The sequence below is a fragment of the Streptomyces sp. NPDC043176 genome (assembly GCF_056436715.1).
Genome location: NZ_JBWKCA010000021.1, coordinates 38,547 through 55,035, shown reverse-complemented (window position 1 = coordinate 55,035; position 16,489 = coordinate 38,547). Strand labels below are relative to the sequence as shown.

17 protein-coding genes are annotated in these 16,489 nt (G+C 74.2%); 9 read left to right on the top strand and 8 right to left on the bottom strand.

The window, feature by feature from the left end; all coding sequences use genetic code 11:
• The first annotated feature begins 27 nt into the window (after nucleotides 1-27).
• Genes AC067A_RS28700 through AC067A_RS28685 form a run of 4 tightly spaced genes read left to right on the top strand, consistent with a single transcriptional unit; the run spans nucleotide 28 to nucleotide 4,899 of the window.
• Nucleotides 28-1,647, top strand: a complete 1,620-nt coding sequence (locus AC067A_RS28700; protein WP_479245460.1) for an ABC transporter substrate-binding protein — start codon at nucleotides 28-30, stop codon at nucleotides 1,645-1,647.
• Nucleotides 1,644-2,597 (top strand): ABC transporter permease, encoded by a 954-nt coding sequence (locus AC067A_RS28695; protein WP_479245377.1) that lies wholly within the window; start codon nucleotides 1,644-1,646, stop codon nucleotides 2,595-2,597. Before AC067A_RS28700 ends, AC067A_RS28695 begins: the two co-directional genes overlap by 4 nt.
• Entirely contained in the window at nucleotides 2,594-3,388 is a 795-nt protein-coding gene (locus AC067A_RS28690; RefSeq protein ID WP_479245376.1) for an ABC transporter permease subunit, read from the top strand. The genes AC067A_RS28695 and AC067A_RS28690 overlap by 4 nt, the downstream gene beginning before the upstream one ends.
• Complete coding sequence (locus tag AC067A_RS28685; RefSeq protein ID WP_479245375.1) at nucleotides 3,376-4,899, top strand: ABC transporter ATP-binding protein; 1,524 nt, start codon at nucleotides 3,376-3,378, stop codon at nucleotides 4,897-4,899. Before AC067A_RS28690 ends, AC067A_RS28685 begins: the two co-directional genes overlap by 13 nt.
• On the opposite strand, the gene AC067A_RS28680 is transcribed toward AC067A_RS28685, so the two are convergent.
• From AC067A_RS28680 to AC067A_RS28665, 4 genes are read right to left on the bottom strand one after another with little or no spacing between them, the layout of a single operon-like run.
• Nucleotides 4,808-5,881, bottom strand: a complete 1,074-nt coding sequence (locus tag AC067A_RS28680) for an acyl-CoA dehydrogenase family protein (protein WP_479245374.1) — start codon at nucleotides 5,879-5,881, stop codon at nucleotides 4,808-4,810. The two genes, AC067A_RS28685 and AC067A_RS28680, sit on opposite strands and share 92 nt — an antisense overlap.
• 29 nt (nucleotides 5,882-5,910) lie before the next feature.
• Nucleotides 5,911-6,897 (bottom strand): acyl-CoA dehydrogenase family protein, encoded by a 987-nt coding sequence (locus tag AC067A_RS28675; RefSeq protein WP_479245459.1) that lies wholly within the window; start codon nucleotides 6,895-6,897, stop codon nucleotides 5,911-5,913.
• The gene (locus tag AC067A_RS28670) at nucleotides 6,897-8,066 is read right to left on the bottom strand and encodes an acyl-CoA dehydrogenase family protein (RefSeq protein ID WP_479245373.1); all 1,170 of its coding nucleotides are present in this window, start codon (nucleotides 8,064-8,066) and stop codon (nucleotides 6,897-6,899) included. The genes AC067A_RS28675 and AC067A_RS28670 overlap by 1 nt, the downstream gene beginning before the upstream one ends.
• A 1-nt stretch (nucleotide 8,067) precedes the next feature.
• Nucleotides 8,068-8,262 carry a hypothetical protein gene (locus AC067A_RS28665; RefSeq protein ID WP_479245372.1) on the bottom strand — a complete coding sequence of 65 codons (195 nt, stop codon included), beginning with the start codon at nucleotides 8,260-8,262 and terminating at the stop codon, nucleotides 8,068-8,070.
• A gap of 45 nt (nucleotides 8,263-8,307) precedes the next feature.
• Between AC067A_RS28665 and AC067A_RS28660 the strand changes: the two genes are divergently transcribed.
• The 4 genes from AC067A_RS28660 to AC067A_RS28645 are packed head-to-tail and all read left to right on the top strand — an operon-like array spanning nucleotide 8,308 to nucleotide 12,045.
• Nucleotides 8,308-9,474 carry an acyl-CoA dehydrogenase family protein gene (locus AC067A_RS28660; RefSeq protein WP_479245371.1) on the top strand — a complete coding sequence of 389 codons (1,167 nt, stop codon included), beginning with the start codon at nucleotides 8,308-8,310 and terminating at the stop codon, nucleotides 9,472-9,474.
• Nucleotides 9,471-10,265: an SDR family oxidoreductase gene (locus AC067A_RS28655; protein ID WP_479245370.1), complete on the top strand. Its 795-nt coding sequence runs from the start codon at nucleotides 9,471-9,473 to the stop codon at nucleotides 10,263-10,265. Before AC067A_RS28660 ends, AC067A_RS28655 begins: the two co-directional genes overlap by 4 nt.
• On the top strand, nucleotides 10,262-10,885 hold the full coding sequence (locus AC067A_RS28650; RefSeq protein ID WP_479245369.1) for a TetR/AcrR family transcriptional regulator: 624 nt from the start codon (nucleotides 10,262-10,264) through the stop codon (nucleotides 10,883-10,885). The genes AC067A_RS28655 and AC067A_RS28650 overlap by 4 nt, the downstream gene beginning before the upstream one ends.
• A 2-nt stretch (nucleotides 10,886-10,887) precedes the next feature.
• Complete coding sequence (locus AC067A_RS28645) at nucleotides 10,888-12,045, top strand: acetyl-CoA C-acetyltransferase (protein ID WP_479245368.1); 1,158 nt, start codon at nucleotides 10,888-10,890, stop codon at nucleotides 12,043-12,045.
• A gap of 79 nt (nucleotides 12,046-12,124) precedes the next feature.
• Here AC067A_RS28645 and AC067A_RS28640 read toward each other — a convergent pair whose 3' ends face one another.
• From AC067A_RS28640 to AC067A_RS28625, 4 genes are read right to left on the bottom strand one after another with little or no spacing between them, the layout of a single operon-like run.
• Nucleotides 12,125-13,189, bottom strand: a complete 1,065-nt coding sequence (locus AC067A_RS28640) for an NAD(P)H-dependent flavin oxidoreductase (RefSeq protein WP_479245367.1) — start codon at nucleotides 13,187-13,189, stop codon at nucleotides 12,125-12,127.
• On the bottom strand, nucleotides 13,186-13,959 hold the full coding sequence (locus tag AC067A_RS28635) for a CoA-transferase subunit beta (protein ID WP_479245366.1): 774 nt from the start codon (nucleotides 13,957-13,959) through the stop codon (nucleotides 13,186-13,188). Before AC067A_RS28635 ends, AC067A_RS28640 begins: the two co-directional genes overlap by 4 nt.
• Nucleotides 13,956-14,804 (bottom strand): CoA transferase subunit A, encoded by an 849-nt coding sequence (locus tag AC067A_RS28630; protein WP_479245458.1) that lies wholly within the window; start codon nucleotides 14,802-14,804, stop codon nucleotides 13,956-13,958. The genes AC067A_RS28635 and AC067A_RS28630 overlap by 4 nt, the downstream gene beginning before the upstream one ends.
• Nucleotides 14,805-14,818: 14 nt before the next feature.
• Nucleotides 14,819-15,610: an enoyl-CoA hydratase family protein gene (locus AC067A_RS28625; RefSeq protein WP_479245365.1), complete on the bottom strand. Its 792-nt coding sequence runs from the start codon at nucleotides 15,608-15,610 to the stop codon at nucleotides 14,819-14,821.
• Between the two features lie 78 nt (nucleotides 15,611-15,688).
• Here AC067A_RS28625 and AC067A_RS28620 point away from each other — a divergent pair, with 78 nt between their 5' ends.
• Entirely contained in the window at nucleotides 15,689-16,465 is a 777-nt protein-coding gene (locus tag AC067A_RS28620; RefSeq protein ID WP_479245364.1) for an SDR family oxidoreductase, read from the top strand.
• The last annotated feature ends 24 nt before the right edge of the window (nucleotides 16,466-16,489 follow it).

Genomic DNA, 16,489 nt, shown 5'->3' with positions numbered 1-16,489 from the left:
GCTTTGAACACCACCGTGAACACCGCCATGAACCACTCTCCCGCCCCCGAGCGCACAACCGACGATCCTCGCTTCCCCGGGCTCCGCAGACGGGGCTTCCTCACCGTCGCCGCCGGTGCCGCGGGCCTCGGCGCCCTCGCCCTGACGGGCTGCGACGCCACGGGACCGGCCGCCGACACCGCGAAGTCCACCACCGAGGCCGGCGGCGAGCCGCGGCGCGGCGGACGCCTCCGCGCCGCCTTCGCCGGCGGCGGCGCGAGCGAGACCCTCGATCCGCACCTCGCCAACCTCTTCGGGGACGTGGCCCGTGCCAAGGCCCTCTTCGACAAGCTCGCCGACCACGGCCCCGACCTGTCCGCCCGGCCGCGCCTCGCCACCCGGTGGGAGCCCAACGCGAGCCTGGACCGCTGGAAGGTCACGCTGCGCGAGGCCGCCTTCCACGACGGCACGCCGGTCACCGCCGCCGACGTCCTGCACAGCTACCGGCGGATCACCGACCCGAAGAAGGCGTTCCGGGCCAAGGCGTCCCTGGAACCCATCGACCTGAAGGCCAGCCGCGCACTGGACGAGCGGACCGTCGAGTTCGTCCTCAAGCGGCCCACCGCCGAATTCCCCAACGTGCTGGCCGCCTTCGGCGCGTACGTCGTGCCCGGGAGGGAGCAGGACTTCGACCGGAACCCGGTCGGCAGCGGCCCCTTCCGCCTCGTCTCCTTCGCCCCCGGGAAGTCCGCCCTCCTCAGGCGCAACGACGACTACTGGGACGGCGCCCCGTACCTGGACGAACTGGAACTCGTCGTCGCCAACGAGGAGTCCGCCCGCATCAACGCCCTCCTCGGCGGCCAGATCGAGTACGCCCACGAGCTCGCCCCCACGACCGCGCGGGCCCACGAGGGCCGGGGCCGGGTCGAGATCGTCCGCCTCCGCAACAGCACCATGCAGGCGTTCGCGATGAAGACGGACCGCCCGCCCTTCGACGACAAGCGGGTACGGGAGGCGTTCTTCCTGATCGCCGACCGCGCGGAGCTGGTCGCCGGCGCCCTGTCCGGCGCCGGAGAGATCGGCAACGACCTGTTCGGAAAGGGCTACGAGTACTACGACGCGAGCCTGCCCCAGCGGGAACAGGACCTCGACCGGGCCAGGGCGCTGCTCAAGGAGGCCGGAGCCGAGGGCCTCCAGGTCACCCTCGACACCTCGCCCGTCGCCGCCGGGTTCACCGAGGCCGCCACCATCTTCCGCGACCAGGCCGCCAAGGCCGGCGTCACCGTCACCGTGAGGACCGGCAGCAAGGACAGCTACTGGAAGGACGTCCTCGACTCCGGCACCTTCTGCTCCTACCGCTCCGGCGCCATGCCCATCGAAGCGCACATCTCCCAGCGCCTGCTCACCGAATCCACCACCAACGCCACCAAGTGGCACCACAAGGACTTCGACGCCCTCTACCAGCAGGCGCAGTCCACCAAGGACAAGGCCGCGCGCACGGCCGTGTACGCCCGCATGCAGCGCCGGCTGCACGCCGAAGGCGGCTTCCTGGTCTGGGGCTTCGCCGACTGGATCCTCGGCACCGCCCGCCGCGTCCGGGGCGTCGAGACCAAGGCGCCCGCCAACTCCCTCGACTGGGCCCGCTTCGACAAGGTGTGGCTCGCGTGACCGGACCACGGTCCTGGATCGCCCGGCGGCTGCTCCTCGGTGCGGCGCAGACGGCGGCCGTCGTGCTGCTCGTCTTCGCCCTCACCGAGGCGCTGCCGGGCGACGCCGCCGTCGCCCTCGCCGGCGACCAGCCCGACCCGGAGCGCATCGCCGCCCTCCGCGAGGCGATGGACCTCGACCGGCCCGCGCTCGAACGCCTCGCGGACTGGACGGCCGGACTGGCCCACGGAGACCTCGGCACCTCCCTGGCCTCCGGGCGGCCCGTCGGCACGTACATCGCCGACGGCTTCGGACCCACGCTGCTGCTCGCCGCCCTGACGTTCGCGCTCCTCGTCCCGGCCGGCCTCGGCCTCGGGGTCCTCGCCGCCCGCCACGAGGGCGGGTTCGTGGACCGGCTGGTCAGCGCGGTGACGCTCGGCGTGTACGCCGTGCCCGAGTTCGCCTTCGGCATGCTCCTCGTCACGGTCCTCGCCCTGCACCTCGGCTGGGTCCCGCCGACCGCCGTCGGCTACGGCACCGACCTCCTGGCCCACCCCGCCGCGCTGGTCATCCCCGTCCTCGTCCTGCTCTCGCGCCCGGTGTGCTCCCTCGCCCGGCTGGTGCGCGCCGGCATGATCGACGCCCTGGACTCGCCGTACGCGGCACACGCCCGCCGCTACGGCGTCCCGGGCCCGCGCGTCCGGTACGGCCACGCGCTGCCCAACGCCCTCGCGCCCGCCACCCAGCAACTGGCCCGCACCGTCGACTGGCTGCTGTGCGGGGTCGTCGTCGTGGAGGCGCTGTACGTGATCCCCGGCCTGGGCACCGTCCTGATGAACGCCGTCGCCGAACGGGACGTGCCCGTCGTCCAGGGCCTCGCGGTCGTCTTCGGCGTCACCACCGTCGTGCTCAACCTCGGCGCGGACCTGGTCGCGCGCCGGTTCGCCCCGCGGGCGGAGGCGGCCGCGTGAAGTCCCGTTTCGCGCTCGGCGCCGCCGTCGCGGGCATTCCCCTCGCGCTGGCCCTCCTCGGACCGCTGTTCGCCGACGGCCCCGGGCCCCGAGCCGCCTCCTTCGCGCTCGGCGGCGGACACCCGCTCGGCACCGACTTCGTCGGCCGTGACGTCTGGGACCAGGTCCTGCTGGGAGGGCGATCGGTGGTCCTCGTGGCGCTGGCCGCGACCGCACTCGCCTATCTGATCGCGTTCCCCCTCGGCGTCGTCAGCGCCCTCACCCACCGCGCCTGGCTCGAAGAGCTGCTAATGCGGCCGCTCGACGTGCTGCTCGCGGTGCCGTCGCTGCTGATGATCCTGCTCGTTGCCGCCGTCCTCACCCCGGGGGCCGCCGGACTCGCCCTCCTCGTGGCGCTGGTCAACATCCCCGACGCCGCCCGCATCGTCCGTGCCGCGGCGGCCGAGGCGGCGTCACGCCCGGCGGTCGAAGCCCTGCGGATGCAGGGGGAGACCTGGTGGCGTACCGCCGTCGGCTACGTCGGCAGGTCCCTCGCCCGCACGCTCGTCGCCGACGCGGGCGTACGGCTGACCGGTGTGCTGTACCTCGTGGCCACCGCGGCGTTCCTCGGCGTCGGCGTCGAGCCGGACGCCGCCGACTGGGCGGTCATGGTGGACCGCAACCGCACCGGGCTGTTCGTCCAGCCCTGGGCCGTGGTCGTGCCCGCCCTGCTCATCGTCGCCCTGACCATGGGCGTCAACCTGCTCGCGGACGCCGGGCTGGAGAAGAGGAGACGGACGTGGAAGCCGTGAAAGCCGTCGCCGAGATCAAGAACCTGCGCGTGGAGATCGGCGGCAGGGCCATCGTCGACGGGGTCGACCTCCGCGTGCTCCCCGGCACCGTCACCGCGCTCGTGGGCGCGTCCGGCAGCGGCAAGACGACCACGGGCCTCGCCCTGCTCGGCGAATACCCCGCGGGTGCCGTCGTGTCCGGCGACGTCCGCGCGCCCGGCGGCCTCGTCGGCCACGTCCCGCAGCACCCGGCGGCCGTCCTCAACCCCGCCCGCCGCGTCGGCGCCCTGCTCCGGGACCTCGCCCGCCCCCAGGTACGGCACCTGCCGTGGCGGGAGCGCCGTGCCGCCCTCCACGAGCGCGTCCTGCGGGCCCTGGCGCAGGCCCGGCTCCCCGACGCCGAGGCGATGCTGCGCCGCTACCCCCACCAGCTGTCGGGCGGCCAGCAGCAACGCGTCGTCCTGGCGCAGGCGCTGCTGCTCGGCGCCGGGGTGATCGTGGCCGACGAACCGACCACGGGCCAGGACCCGTCGACGAAACGGGGCATCGTCGAGCAGCTCGCCGCCGTGGCACGGGAGGGGATCGCCGTCGTCCTCCTCAGCCACGACCTGGACGTCGTCCGCGCGCTCGCCGACGAGGTCCTCGTCCTGCGGGACGGCCGGGTGGTGGAGTCCGCGCCGGCCGAACGCCTGTGGCGCGCGCCCCGCCACCCGTGGACGGCCGAGCTCCTGGCCTCCGCTTCCGGCACCGGCCGCGTCGAGCCGGTGTCCGGGGGCGCCCCGACCCTGGAGGTGGGCCCCCTCACCGCGCGCCACGGCCGGACCGCCGTGCTCCGTCTGCCGGGGCTCAGCCTGCACCCCGGCGCGTGCCTGGCCGTCGTCGGCCGCTCGGGCAGCGGGAAGACCACCCTGGGCCGCTGCCTGGCCGGGCTGCACCGGCATCACGACGCCGACGTGCTCCTCGACGGCGTCCCCCTCCCGCGCAGCCTGCGGGACCGCACCCGTCAGCAGCTCGCCGCCGTCCAGTACGTCTTCCAGGACGCGCGCGCCGCGTTCGACGAACACCGCCCCGTCGTCCACCAGGTGGCCCGCACGGCCGTCCGGCTGCGCGGGGCGGCCGAGCCGGACGCCCTGGCCGAAGCGCTCACCACCCTCGCCGCCCTCGGCCTCGCCGAGAAGCTCGTCCGCCGCCGCCCCGGCGCGCTGTCGGGCGGAGAACTCCAGCGCGCGGCCCTGGCCCGGGCCCTGCTGGCCCGGCCCCGCGTGCTGATCTGCGACGAGATCACCTCCGGCCTCGACACGGTCACCCGCAAGGGAATCCTCGACACGCTCGCGGCCCTCGTGCGCGACCGCGGCGACCTGTCCCTGATGCTGATCACGCACGACCCGGCCACGGCCGCGCTCGCCGGCCGGGTCGTCGCGCTGGACGCCGAAGCCCTCGTCAGTCCGCCGGCAGACCGAGTTCCGCCGCCAGGCGGGCGCGATGCCAGGCGGGCGGGCCGAAGAGCCGGGTGGAGCCGTGGGCGCGCTTGAAGTAGCGGTGGGCGTCGTGCTCCCAGGTGATGCCGATGCCGCCGTGGAGCTGGATCATCTCGCCGGCCACCGCGGAGAACGCCTCCGAGCAGGCCGACTTGGCGGCGGCGGCGAGCCGGGGCAGCTCCGGGCCGCCGTCGGCGGCGGCGAAGGCCGCGCCCAGCGCGGCGGAGCGGGCGGACTCCACCAGGACGTACGCGTCGGCGAGTCGGTGCTTGACCGCCTGGAAGGAACCGATGGGGCGGCCGAACTGGATCCGCTCCCCGGCGTAGGCGAGCGTGATCTCCAGGCAGCGTGCGGCGGCACCCACCTGTTCGGCGGCGAGCGCCGTGCAGGCCAGGTCCAGGACGTCCGACAGGACCCGGTCGCCGCCGCCCTCGGCGCCGACGAGCCGGCCCTCCGCTCCGGTGAGCACGACGCGCGCCTGAGCCCGCGTGGAGTCCATCGTCACGGACGCCTCGCGGGCGACTCCCGGCCCGTCGGCGGACACCTCGAAGAGGGAGACGCCCGCCTCGGAGCGGGCCGCCACGAGCAGGAGCCCGGCCTCCGCGCCGTCGAGTACGTGCTCCTTGGCCCCGGTGATCCGCCAGGTCCCCCCGCGGCCGGGGTGGGCCCGTGCCCGTACGGCGGACGGGTCCCAGGAGCCGTGCTCGGCCCACGCGAGGGTGCCCACCACGACGCCCGAGGCGAGCCCCGGCAGGAGGCGGGCGCAGGCGTCGTCGTCGCCGGACGCGAGCAGCGCCCGCACCGCGAGCACCGCGGAGCCGAGGTACGGGACGGGGCTCAGCTCGCGGCCCAGTTCCTCCATGACCACGGCGGTCTCGAGGGCCCCGCACCCGGCGCCGCCGTACTCCTCCGGGACGGCGAGCCCCGCGACGCCGACCTGCCGGGTCAGCGGCCGCCATGCCGCGGCGCCGGGATGGCGCCCGAGCACGGCCCGCACGGCGGATCGCAGTTCTTCCTGTTCCTCGGTCGGCCTCACGCTTCTGCTCCTCTGGGTGCCGGGCGGCTTCAGGAGGCGAGGACACGGGCGCGGCAGGCCGCGGGCGTGCCCCAGGCGTCGCGCAGCGGGCGCGCCTTGCGGATCCACAGGGCGAGGTCCAGCTCCTCCGTGTAGCCGACGGCTCCGTGGAGCTGCAGGGCGGTGCGGGCGGCGGCGTACGCGGCCTCGCCCGCCGTGAGCTTCGCCGCGGCGATCTCGGCGGAGCGGTGGCCCGCCCCCTCCGCCAGGGCCAGGGCGGCGGAGTGGAGCAGCGGCTGGGCGAACTCCAGGGCGATGAGCGCGTCGGCGAGACGGTGCTTGACCGCCTGGAAGGAGCCGATGGCGACGCCGAACTGGCGCCGCTGTCCGACGTACTCGACGGTCCGGTCGAGGAGGGCGCGGCCGAGGCCGAGGCACTGGGCGGCGGTCGCCAGGGCGGCGACCTCGGCGGCGTGCGCGGTCGCGGCGGCCACGGCCGGGCCCTTCGCCAGGACGGCTCCGCCGAGCGGGCGGGCCAGCCGCCGGGCCGGGTCGGCCGAGGGCTGGACGGGTCCGGCCCCCTCGGCCAGGCGCACGGTGTCCCCCTCGACGACGAGCACGTCGTCGGCGGCGTCCGCGTCCAGGGCGTAGGGCCCGCCGAGGGCCGGCACGCACAGCGAGACGACCGCCTTGCCGTGGGCGATCCGCGGCAGCAGGGCGGCGGCCCCGGCGTCGCCGAGCCGGTCGAGGAGCGCCGCCGCGGCGACCGTCTCCACCAGCGGGCCGGGCACGGCGTGACGGCCCAGCTCGGTGAAGGCGACGGTCGTCTCGACCGGCAGGGGGCCGAGGCCGTCGTGCCGGTCCGGTACGGCGAGGGCGAAGACGCCCGCCTCCGCGAGCCGCGTCCAGAGCGCCCGGCCGGGAGCGGTGTCGCCGGCCGCCCAGGCGCGTACGGTTCCTGGGGTGTCGGCCGCGGCGAGCAGGGAGTCGAGGGAGCGGGCGAACTCCCGCTGTTCGTCGTCGAGGAGGAACCGCATCACCGGCGTCCCTTCGGGAGGCCGAGCAGCCGCTCGGCGATGATGTCGCGCTGGATCTCGTTGGTGCCGGCGTAGACGGGTCCGGCGAGGGAGAAGGTGTGGCCTTCGGCCCAGCTGCCGTGCGCGGGCGCTTCGGTGGCCTCGTCGGACAGTTCGCCGTACGGTCCCAGGAGGTCGAGGGCGGTCTCGTGGAGCGCGATGTCGAGCTCGGACCAGAAGACCTTGTTGAGGCTGGACTCGGCGCCGATCGTGCCTCCGGCGGCGATCCTCGAGGCGTTGGCGTAGGTGAACAGCCGGTAGGCGCGGGCTCCGACGACCGCGTCGGCGACCCGGTCGCGCAGGGCGGTGTCGCCCGGGTCGGCGTTCTCCCGCCACAGTCCGGTCAGGCGTTCGGCGGCGGCCGTGAACCGGCCCGGGCTGCGCAGGGTCAGCCCCCGCTCGTTGCCCGCGGTGCTCATCGCGACCCGCCAGCCCTGTCCCGGCGCGCCGATCACGTCCTCGTCGGGCACGAAGACGTCGTCGAGGAAGAGTTCGGCGAAGGCGGGCTTTCCGTCGAGACGCCCGATGGGGCGTACGGTCACCCCGTCGGCGCCCAGCGGGAACATGAGGTACGTCAGGCCCTGGTGCGGCCTGGCGGTGTCGGGGTCGCTGCGGAACAGGCCGAAGGCGCGGTCGGCGAAGGCCGCCCGGGACGACCAGGTCTTCTGGCCGTTCAGGAGCCAGCCGCCGTCGGTCCGGCGGGCGGTGGAGCGCAGCGAGGCGAGGTCGGAGCCGGACTCGGGCTCGGACCAGGCCTGGGCCCAGACGACCTCGCCGCTCGCCATGGGGGGCAGGACGCGGGCGCGCTGCTCGTCCGTGCCGTGTTCGAAGAGGGTGGGGGCGAGGAGGCTGATGCCGTTCTGGCTGACCCGGCCGGGGGCGCCGGCGGCGTAGTACTCCTCCTCGTGGATCAGCCACTGGAGGATCGTCGCGCCCCGGCCGCCGTACTCCTCGGGCCAGGAGACCACCGACCGGCGGTCGGCGAACAGGGTGCGCTCCCATTCCCGGTGGGCGGCGAATCCCTCCTCCGTCTCCAGGGAGGGCAGCGGGGTGCGGGGCACGTGGGTGGTGAGCCAGGCGCGGGCCTCGGCCCGGAAGGCGTCCTCCGCCGCGGAGAAGTCGAGGTCCATGTCAGGCTCCCGCCCCCCGGGCGTGCGGGGGGCGCTGCCCGGAGTGCCACGGCGTCGCGTGGGGGCCGACGCCGCCCAGCGCGGCGGGGGCGGTCTCGGTGTCGCGGTGACCGGGCCGGTCCCTGGTGGCCTCGGCCGCGTGGCCGAGGCGTGCGTAGCGGACCGGCGCCGTGGGCGCGGTGCGGGCAGCGGACATCCGCCCTCCTTCCCTAACAAGTGTTTGGTAGGTTAACGTACGGCCATGAGCGACGTCGAGGAGTTCCGCAGAGAGGTCCGCGGCTGGCTGCGCTCCCACCTCACGGGCGACTTCGCCGCCCTGCGCGGGCGCGGCGGCCCCGGACGGGAACACGAGGCGCACGCCGAACGCCTCGCCTGGGAACGGCACATGGCCGCCCACGGATGGACCTGCGTCGGCTGGCCCGAGGAGTACGGCGGACGCGGCGCGACCCTCGAACAACAGGTCGCCTTCCACGAGGAGTACGCCCTCGCCGACGCCCCCGCCCGCGTCAACCACATCGGCGAGCAGCTCCTCGGCCCCACCCTCATCGCCTTCGGCACCCCCGCACAGCGCGAGCGGTTCCTCCCGCCGATCGTCGCCGCCGGGGAACTCTGGTGCCAGGGCTACTCCGAGCCCGACGCCGGCTCGGACCTGGCCAACGTCCGCACCCGCGCCGAACGGGACGGCGACCACTGGGCGGTCACCGGACAGAAGGTGTGGACCTCGCTCGCGCACGAAGCCGACTGGTGCTTCGTCGTGGCACGCACCGAGCCCGGATCGACCCGCCACCAGGGCCTGTCCTACCTCCTCGTCCCCCTGGACCAGCCGGGCGTCGACATCAGGCCGATCGTCCAGCTGACCGGCACCTCGGAGTTCAACGAGGTCTTCTTCGACGGCGCCCGCACCCACGCCTCCCACCTCGTCGGCGCCGCCGGCGACGGATGGCGGGTCGCCATGGCCACCCTCGGCTTCGAGCGGGGCGTCTCCACCCTCGGCCAGCAGGTCGGATTCCGCCGCGAGCTGGAGTCGGTCATCGCGCTCGCCCGGCGCAACGGCGCCGCCGCCGACCCGCTCATCCGCGACCGGATCGCCCGGGCCTGGATCGGCCTGGAGACCATCCGGTTCAACGCGCTCCGCATGCTCGGCGGCGTCGCGGCCGGCGCCCCCGGACCGGAGGCGTCCATCGGGAAGATCTTCTGGGCCACCTGGCACAGGGAGCTCGGCGAACTCGCCATGGACGTCTGCGGCGCCGACGGCATGCTCGCCGCCGGCGGGCCCTACGACCTCACCGACTGGCAGCGCCTGTACCTGTTCTCCCGCTCCGACACCCTCTACGCCGGCTCCAACGAGATCCAGCGGAACATCATCGCCGAGCGCGTCCTCGGCCTGCCCAAGGAGGTCCGCCCGTGACCGCCCCGCACACGCCTCCGGCCTACGTACCGGGCCACGGCCTGCTCGCCGGCCGCACCGCCGTCGTCACCGCCGCCGCGGGCGCCGGCATCGGAGGCGCGACCGCCCGACGGCTCCTGGAAGAGGGCGCGAAGGTCATGCTCTCCGACGCCCACGCCCGCAGACTGAAGGAGTCCGAGGCCGGACTGGCCGCGGAGTTCGGCGCCGACCGCGTCGCCGCCCTCCCCTGTGACGTCACCGACGAGACCCAGGTCGCCGCACTGCTCGACCTCACCGTCGAGCGCCACGGCCGCCTCGACGTCGTCGTCAACAACGCGGGCCTCGGCGGCACCGCCGACCTCGTCGACATGACCGACGAACAGTGGGACAAGGTCCTCGACGTCACCCTCAACGGCACCTTCCGCTGCACCCGCGCCGCGCTGCGCCGCATGAAGGCCGCCGGCGCCGGGGGCGTCGTCGTCAACAACGCCTCCGTGGTCGGCTGGCGCGCCCAGAAGGGCCAGGCCCACTACGCCGCCGCGAAGGCCGGAGTGATGGCCCTCACCCGCTGCGCCGCCCTGGAGGCCGCCGAGTACGGCGTACGGGTCAACGCCGTCTCCCCGAGCCTCGCCATGCACCCGCACCTGGTGAAGGTCACCACCCCCGAACTCCTGGAGGAACTGACCTCCCGCGAGGCCTTCGGGCGCCACGCCGAGCCGTGGGAGGTGGCCAACGTGATCGTCTTCCTGGCCAGCGGCTACTCCTCCTATCTGACGGGGGAGGTCCTCTCCGTCAGCAGCCAGCACCCGTGAGACCGGCGCCGGAGCGGCGCCGCGAGATCCTGGACACGGCGGCCGAGGTGTTCGCCGCCCAGGGATACGACGCCACCAGCGTCCGCCGCATCGCCGACGCGGCCGGCCTGCTCGCGGGCAGCCTCTACTACCACTTCGACTCCAAGGAGTCGATGCTCGACGAGATCCTCCGCGCCTTCCTGGACGAGCTGTGGGCCCGGTACGACGCCGTGCTCGCCGCCGTGCTCGGCCCCCGGGAGACCCTGGAGGCCCTCGTCACCGAATCGTTCCGGGAGATCGACCGGCACCGCGCCGCCGTCGCCATCTACCAGAAGGAGTCCAGGCACCTGCGGGAGCAGCCGCGCTTCGGCTACCTCGCGGGCTCGCGGCGCAGGTTCGAGGAGGCCTGGCTCACGACCCTGGAACGCGGCGTGGCCGCCGGGGTCTTCCGCACCGACCTCGACGTCCGGCTCACCTACCGCTTCGTGCGCGACACCGTGTGGGTCGCCGCGTCCTGGTACCGGCCGGGCGGACAGCACAGCCCGGAGGAGATCGCCCGCCAGTACCTGTCGACGGTGCTGGAGGGAATCGCCCTCCGTGACGGACATCGGACGTACGGACGTCGCGCGAAGAAGGAGTGACCATGGCCGAGGCCTACATCGTCGAAGCGGTACGCACCCCCGTCGGCCGGCGGAACGGCGGACTGTCCGCCGTCCACCCCGCCGACCTCGGCGCCCATGTGCTGAAGGCGCTGATGGAGCGCGCGGGCGCCGACCCGGCGGCCGTCGAGGACGTCGTCTTCGGCTGCCTGGACACCGTCGGCCCGCAGGCCGGCGACATAGCCCGCACCGCCTGGCTGGCCGCGGGCCTGCCCGAGGAGGTGCCCGGCACGACCGTGGACCGCCAGTGCGGCTCCTCCCAGCAGGCCCTGCACTTCGCCGCGCAGGGCGTCCTGTCCGGCACCCAGGACCTCGTCGTGGCCGGCGGCGTGCAGAACATGTCGATGATCCCCATCGCCTTTGCCGGCCGCCAGGCCGCCGATCCGCTCGGCCTCACCGAGGGCCCGTACCTCGGCTCCGCGGGCTGGCGCGCCCGCTACGGAGACCAGCCCGTCAACCAGTTCCACGGCGCCGAACTCATCGCCACGAAGTGGGGCGTCTCCCGCCGCGACATGGAGGAGTTCGCCCTGCGCTCGCACCAGCGGGCCGCCCGCGCCATCGACGAGGGCCGCTTCGACCGGGAGATCGTCGCCTTCGGCGACGTCACCACCGACGAGGGCCCGCGCCGCGACACCACGCCGGAGAAGATGGCCGGCCTGAAGCCGGTGGTCGAGGGCGGCCGGATCACCGCCGCCGTGTCCTCGCAGGTCTCCGACGGCGCCTCGGCGATGCTCATCGCCTCGGAACGCGCCGTACGGGAACACGGACTGACCCCGCGCGCCCGCGTCCACCACCTCTCCGTGCGGGGCGAGGACCCCATCCGCATGCTGTCCGCGCCCATCCCGGCGACGGCGTACGCCCTCAAGAAGGCCGGCATGACCCTCGACGACATCGACCTCGTCGAGATCAACGAGGCCTTCGCCAGCGTGGTCCTCGCCTGGCTGAAGGAGACCGGCGCAGACCCCGACAAGGTCAACGTCAACGGAGGCGCCATCGCCCTCGGCCACCCCCTCGGCGCGACCGGCACCAAGCTGACCACCACCCTCCTCCACGAACTGGAGCGCACCGGGGGCCGCTACGGCCTCCAGACCATGTGCGAGGGCGGCGGTCAGGCGAACGTGACGATCATCGAGCGTCTCTGACGCTCCCGGGCCCGGCGGCGAAGCCCCGCGCCACGCGCGTGACCGGTGCGGGGACCCCCGGGGTCCCCGCACCGGGACGTCAGTCCTTCGCGGACAGGGCGTCGAGCGTGGCGCGGGCCTCGGACATGAGGCGGTCGACGAGTTCGGCGCAGGACGGCAGGTCCTCGATCACTCCGGCGACCTGACCGGAGGCCATGACACCGAGATCGGTACGGCCGTCCACCATGGACGCCTTGAGCAGCATGGGGGTGTTGGCGGCGAGCAGGACCTGGCTCCACGTCAGGTCCTTGCCGTGCCTCATGGCCAGGCCGTCACGGATCATGCCCGTCCAGGTCATGCCGGACTCCCGCCGGAAGGCCGACGCGTGCCGGACCGCCCGCAGCAGCGAGGCCGCCCGGCCCGAGCGCTCCAGGGCGTCGACGAGTTCCGTCCGCAGCATCCGGTGCGGCAGGCCGTCCACCTTCGTGGTGACGGTGACGTCCTTGACGGCCGCGGCGAGATAGCGGGCCTTCACCGGGTCGGGGACCGTGCTGTCGGAGGTCAGGAGGAAGCGCGTGCCCATGGCGATGCCGGCCGCGCCGTAGGCCAGCGCCGCGACCAGGCCCCGGCCGTCGTGGAAGCCGCCGGCCGCGACGACCGGGACGTCCACGGCGTCCACGACCTGCGGGAGCAGGACGGTGGTGGCGACGCTCCCGGTGTGGCCGCCGCCCTCGCCGCCCTGCACGATCACCGCGTCGGCGCCCCACGCCGCGACCTTCTCGGCGTGGCGCCTGGCGCCGACGGACGGGATGACGACGACCCCCGCGTCCTTGAGCCGCGCGATCAGTTCTCGGGAGGGCGCGAGCGCGAACGAGGCGACCCGCACGCCCTCGTCGATGATGATCCGCACCCGCTCGCCCGCGTCCCCGGCGTCCGCCCGCAGATTCACACCGAACGGCGCGTCCGTACGGGACCTGACCTCGCGGACGGCCGACCGGAGCTGCCCGACGGACATCGTCGCCGACGCCAGGATGCCGAGCGCGCCCGCGTCGGCGGCCGCCGAGACCAGGCGGGGGCCCGCCACCCACCCCATGCCGGTCTGGACGACGGGGTGGCGCACCCCGACGAGTTCGGTCAGGCGGGTGGGGATCGTGACGTCGCTCATGAGGGCACCTCCCGGTCGCGCAGACCCTTCGGGTCGATCGCCTCGCGGATCAGGCGCAGTTCCTCCGCGGTCGGCTCGCGGGTGTGCGGCACGTCCTGGGGGACGGTCAGCGCGAAGCCGGTCGCCTCCCGGACCTGCTCGACGGTCACGCCCGGGTGCAGGGAGCGCAGCCGCATCGACCGGTCCGGCGTCTCGAAGTCGAGGACGCCCAGGTCGCTGACGACCTCAGGGAGGCGGTGGTAGCGGGTCGCGGAGGGGCCGGCCGCGGCGGCCCGGTCGTGTCCGACGCCGGACACCATGTCGACCCGCTCGACGAAGACGCGCGGCGAGTGCTTGGGGACCCAGTAACTCGTGGGGTTGTTCAGCGAGTTGACCGGTGCGCCGCGCACACCGAGCAGCTGGCGCCTGGGACGCGCCCAGTCTCCGATGCAGCTGATGTTCTGGTTGCCGTACCGGTCGATCTGGCTCGCGCCCATCATCACGTGCCGCCGCCCGGTGGTGACGAGCGCCAGGTGCTGTCGGTACGGCAGCCAGCCCTCGACCACCCCGGGCGCGGCGCCCACGGCGGGCACGTCGCCGACGAGCAGCGCCTCGCCGTCGGTCAGCAGCAGGTCGGGGGAGAAGGTCAGCCTCGCGAGGCGGGCGCCGACCATCGGGACGGTGCCCATCGGACTGGCCAGGACCTCGCCCGCGTCCCGCCACACCTCGGCGCAGGCGACGACGCAGTACTCGGCCCGCGTCGCCGTCGTGGCCGTGTCGGTGCCGCTCATGCTTCCTCCTCGTGGAACGCCGCGACCGCGGCCTGGTAGGCGTCCTCGTCACCGGACAGGAAGCGGGCGGTGAACTCCCGCCATCCCTCCGGGTCGCGGGCCGCCCTGACGTAGGCGCGCTGGAAGGCCTCGTCCCGGTCGTAGTCGGGGGCGCAGGAGGTGAAGTGCGCGCCGTTCGGGGTCTCCACCACGCCGTCGACGAACGCGCGCTTGAGCAGCAGCGACTGCGGACCCGCGTCCTTGAGCAGCTCGGCGGTCTCCACGATGCGCTCGCAGGAGACGTACGCGGTGTCCGCGGCCTCGCAGAACAGGTCGTCGAAGTACGGGTCGGGGCCCAGGTACTGACCGTTGCCGTGCGCGTCGGCACGATTGAGGTGGACCAGCGCGGCGTCCAGGCGCAGCCCGGGGACCGCGACGAGCTCCTCGCGGTCCTCGTACGGGGACGTGATCGTGCGCAGCCGCGGGTTGACGGTCATCACGTCGGAGCCGAGCCCGGCCCGGACGGGCATGAAGGGCAGCCGGTGCACGGCGGCGGTCAGCCCCCACATGACCATCGCCTCGTCCAGCTCCACCAGTTCGAGGGAACCGCGCTGCCGGGCCGCGCCGAAATGCGGCTCCAGGGAGATGGAGTCGAGCGTGGCGAAGGCCGCGACCAGCTTGCGGATCCTCCCGGCGGCGCAGAGGAGGCCGACGTCCGGGCCGCCGTACGAGACCACGGTCAGATCGGTGACGTCCGACCGCAGCAGCGCCCGTACCAGCGCCATCGGCTTGCGCCGGGAGCCCCAGCCGCCGATGCCGATCGTCATCCCGCTGCGGAGCCGGCCCACGACCTCCTCGGCGGTCATCGTCTTGTCCCTGCTCACGGCTGCGGCTCCTTGTCCGTCTCGACGGTGAGGTCCCTCACGCCGGTGGCGTCCTTGCCGAACGCGTCCCGGACGCGGTCGGCGACGCCGCTGAGGTTGGCCTCGAAGGTGAAGCCCTGCTCGAAGCGGTAGCTGCGGTGGACGTCCACCGGGTCGATGCCGTTGATCGCCGCCTTGGCCAGGCGGATCAGCTGTCCGTCCTTGGCGGTGATCTCCCGGGCCAGTTCGAGCGCCGCGTCGAGCAGGCGCTCGCGCGGCACGACCCGCCAGACCGAGCCGTGCCGGTGCAGCTCCTCGGCGGTGACCGTGCGCGAGGTGTAGTACAGGGCCCGCATGAGCTGCTGGGGGACCAGCCGCGCGAGGTGCGTGGCCGCGCCGAGCGCGCCCCGGTCGAGCTCGGGCAGGCCGAAGGTCGCGTCCTCGGAGGCGACGATCGCGTCGGCGTTGCCGACCAGGCCGATGCCGCCGCCGAGGCAGAAGCCGTGCACGGCGGCGACCACCGGCACCTCGCAGTCGTAGACCGCGGCGAAGGCCTCGTAACAGCCGCGGTTGGCACCCAGGAGGGCGTCGTGTCCGGCCGTGCGCCGGATCTCCTTGATGTCGACCCCGGCGTTGAACCCGCGGCCCTCCGCGGTGAGCACGACGCAGCGCACCTCGGGATCGGCTCCGGCGGCGCGCAGGGCGGCGGCGAGGTCGTACCAGCCCCGCACGGGGAGGGCGTTGACCGGTGGGAAGTCGACGGTGACGACGGCGATGCCCTTGTCCGGGGCGGAGGTGGAGACACCCATGAGCAGATCAGCTACCTTTCCACCAAACGTTTGTTAGGTGGAAGATAGCAGCGGTTCACGCGCTGCGGGAGGTGTCCATTGGCAGTCACCATCGACCTGTCGGGATCCGTCGCCGTCGTCACCGGCGGCACGCGAGGCGTCGGCTCCGGGATCGCCAGAGCGCTGCTCGAAGCCGGTGCGGACGTCGTGACCTGCGCCCGGAGGGAACCCCACGAGCCCGTGGAGGCGGCCGGCCGCACGGCCCGCTTCCTCCCCGTCGACCTGCGGGACCCCGAGGCCGTCGCCGGCTTCTTCGACCGGGTACGCCGTGACCACGGACGGCTCGACACCCTCGTCAACAACGCCGGAGGAACCCCCTACCGGATGCTCGGCGACGGAGAGGCCGAGCGACACGCCCGGGTCGTCGGACTGAACCTCGTCGCCCCGCTGACCGCCTCCCTCGCCGCGTACGACGTGATGCGCGGCCAGCCCGGGGGAGGAGCCGTCATCATGATCGGCAGCGTCAGCGGCACCCGCCCCTCCCCGGGCAGCGCCGCCTACGGCGCCGCCAAGGCCGGCCTCGACCACCTCGCCCGGTCCATGGCCGTCGAATGGGCGCCTCGGATACGCGTCAACACCCTCGTCCTCGGCATGGTGCGCACCGAACTCTCCCACCTCCACTACGGAGACGAGGCCGGCGTCGCCGCCGTCGGCCGCACCGTCCCTCTCGGCCGGCTCGCCGAGCCCTCCGACGTCGGCGACGCCTGCGTCTTCCTCGCCTCCGACCGTGCCGCGTACATCAGCGGCGCCAGCCTCCACGTGCACGGGGGCGGGGAACGCCCCGCCTTCCTGGACGCGGCCACCGCCGACCACTGAACCCCACCGAAAGGGACTCGCCCA

Excerpts from the sequence above, each read along its gene's own strand:
- AC067A_RS28700 (WP_479245460.1), top strand. The coding sequence starts at position 28 with ATGAACCACTCTCCCGCCCCCGAGCGCACAACCGACGATCCTCGCTTC.
- AC067A_RS28665 (WP_479245372.1), bottom strand. The coding sequence starts at position 8,262 with ATGTCCGCTGCCCGCACCGCGCCCACGGCGCCGGTCCGCTACGCACGC.
- AC067A_RS28675 (WP_479245459.1), bottom strand. The coding sequence starts at position 6,897 with ATGCGGTTCCTCCTCGACGACGAACAGCGGGAGTTCGCCCGCTCCCTC.
- AC067A_RS28670 (WP_479245373.1), bottom strand. The coding sequence starts at position 8,066 with ATGGACCTCGACTTCTCCGCGGCGGAGGACGCCTTCCGGGCCGAGGCC.
- AC067A_RS28645 (WP_479245368.1), top strand. The coding sequence starts at position 10,888 with ATGGCCGAGGCCTACATCGTCGAAGCGGTACGCACCCCCGTCGGCCGG.
- AC067A_RS28640 (WP_479245367.1), bottom strand. The coding sequence starts at position 13,189 with ATGAGCGACGTCACGATCCCCACCCGCCTGACCGAACTCGTCGGGGTG.
- AC067A_RS28625 (WP_479245365.1), bottom strand. The coding sequence starts at position 15,610 with ATGGGTGTCTCCACCTCCGCCCCGGACAAGGGCATCGCCGTCGTCACC.
- AC067A_RS28660 (WP_479245371.1), top strand. The coding sequence starts at position 8,308 with ATGAGCGACGTCGAGGAGTTCCGCAGAGAGGTCCGCGGCTGGCTGCGC.
- AC067A_RS28630 (WP_479245458.1), bottom strand. The coding sequence starts at position 14,804 with ATGACCGCCGAGGAGGTCGTGGGCCGGCTCCGCAGCGGGATGACGATC.
- AC067A_RS28635 (WP_479245366.1), bottom strand. The coding sequence starts at position 13,959 with ATGAGCGGCACCGACACGGCCACGACGGCGACGCGGGCCGAGTACTGC.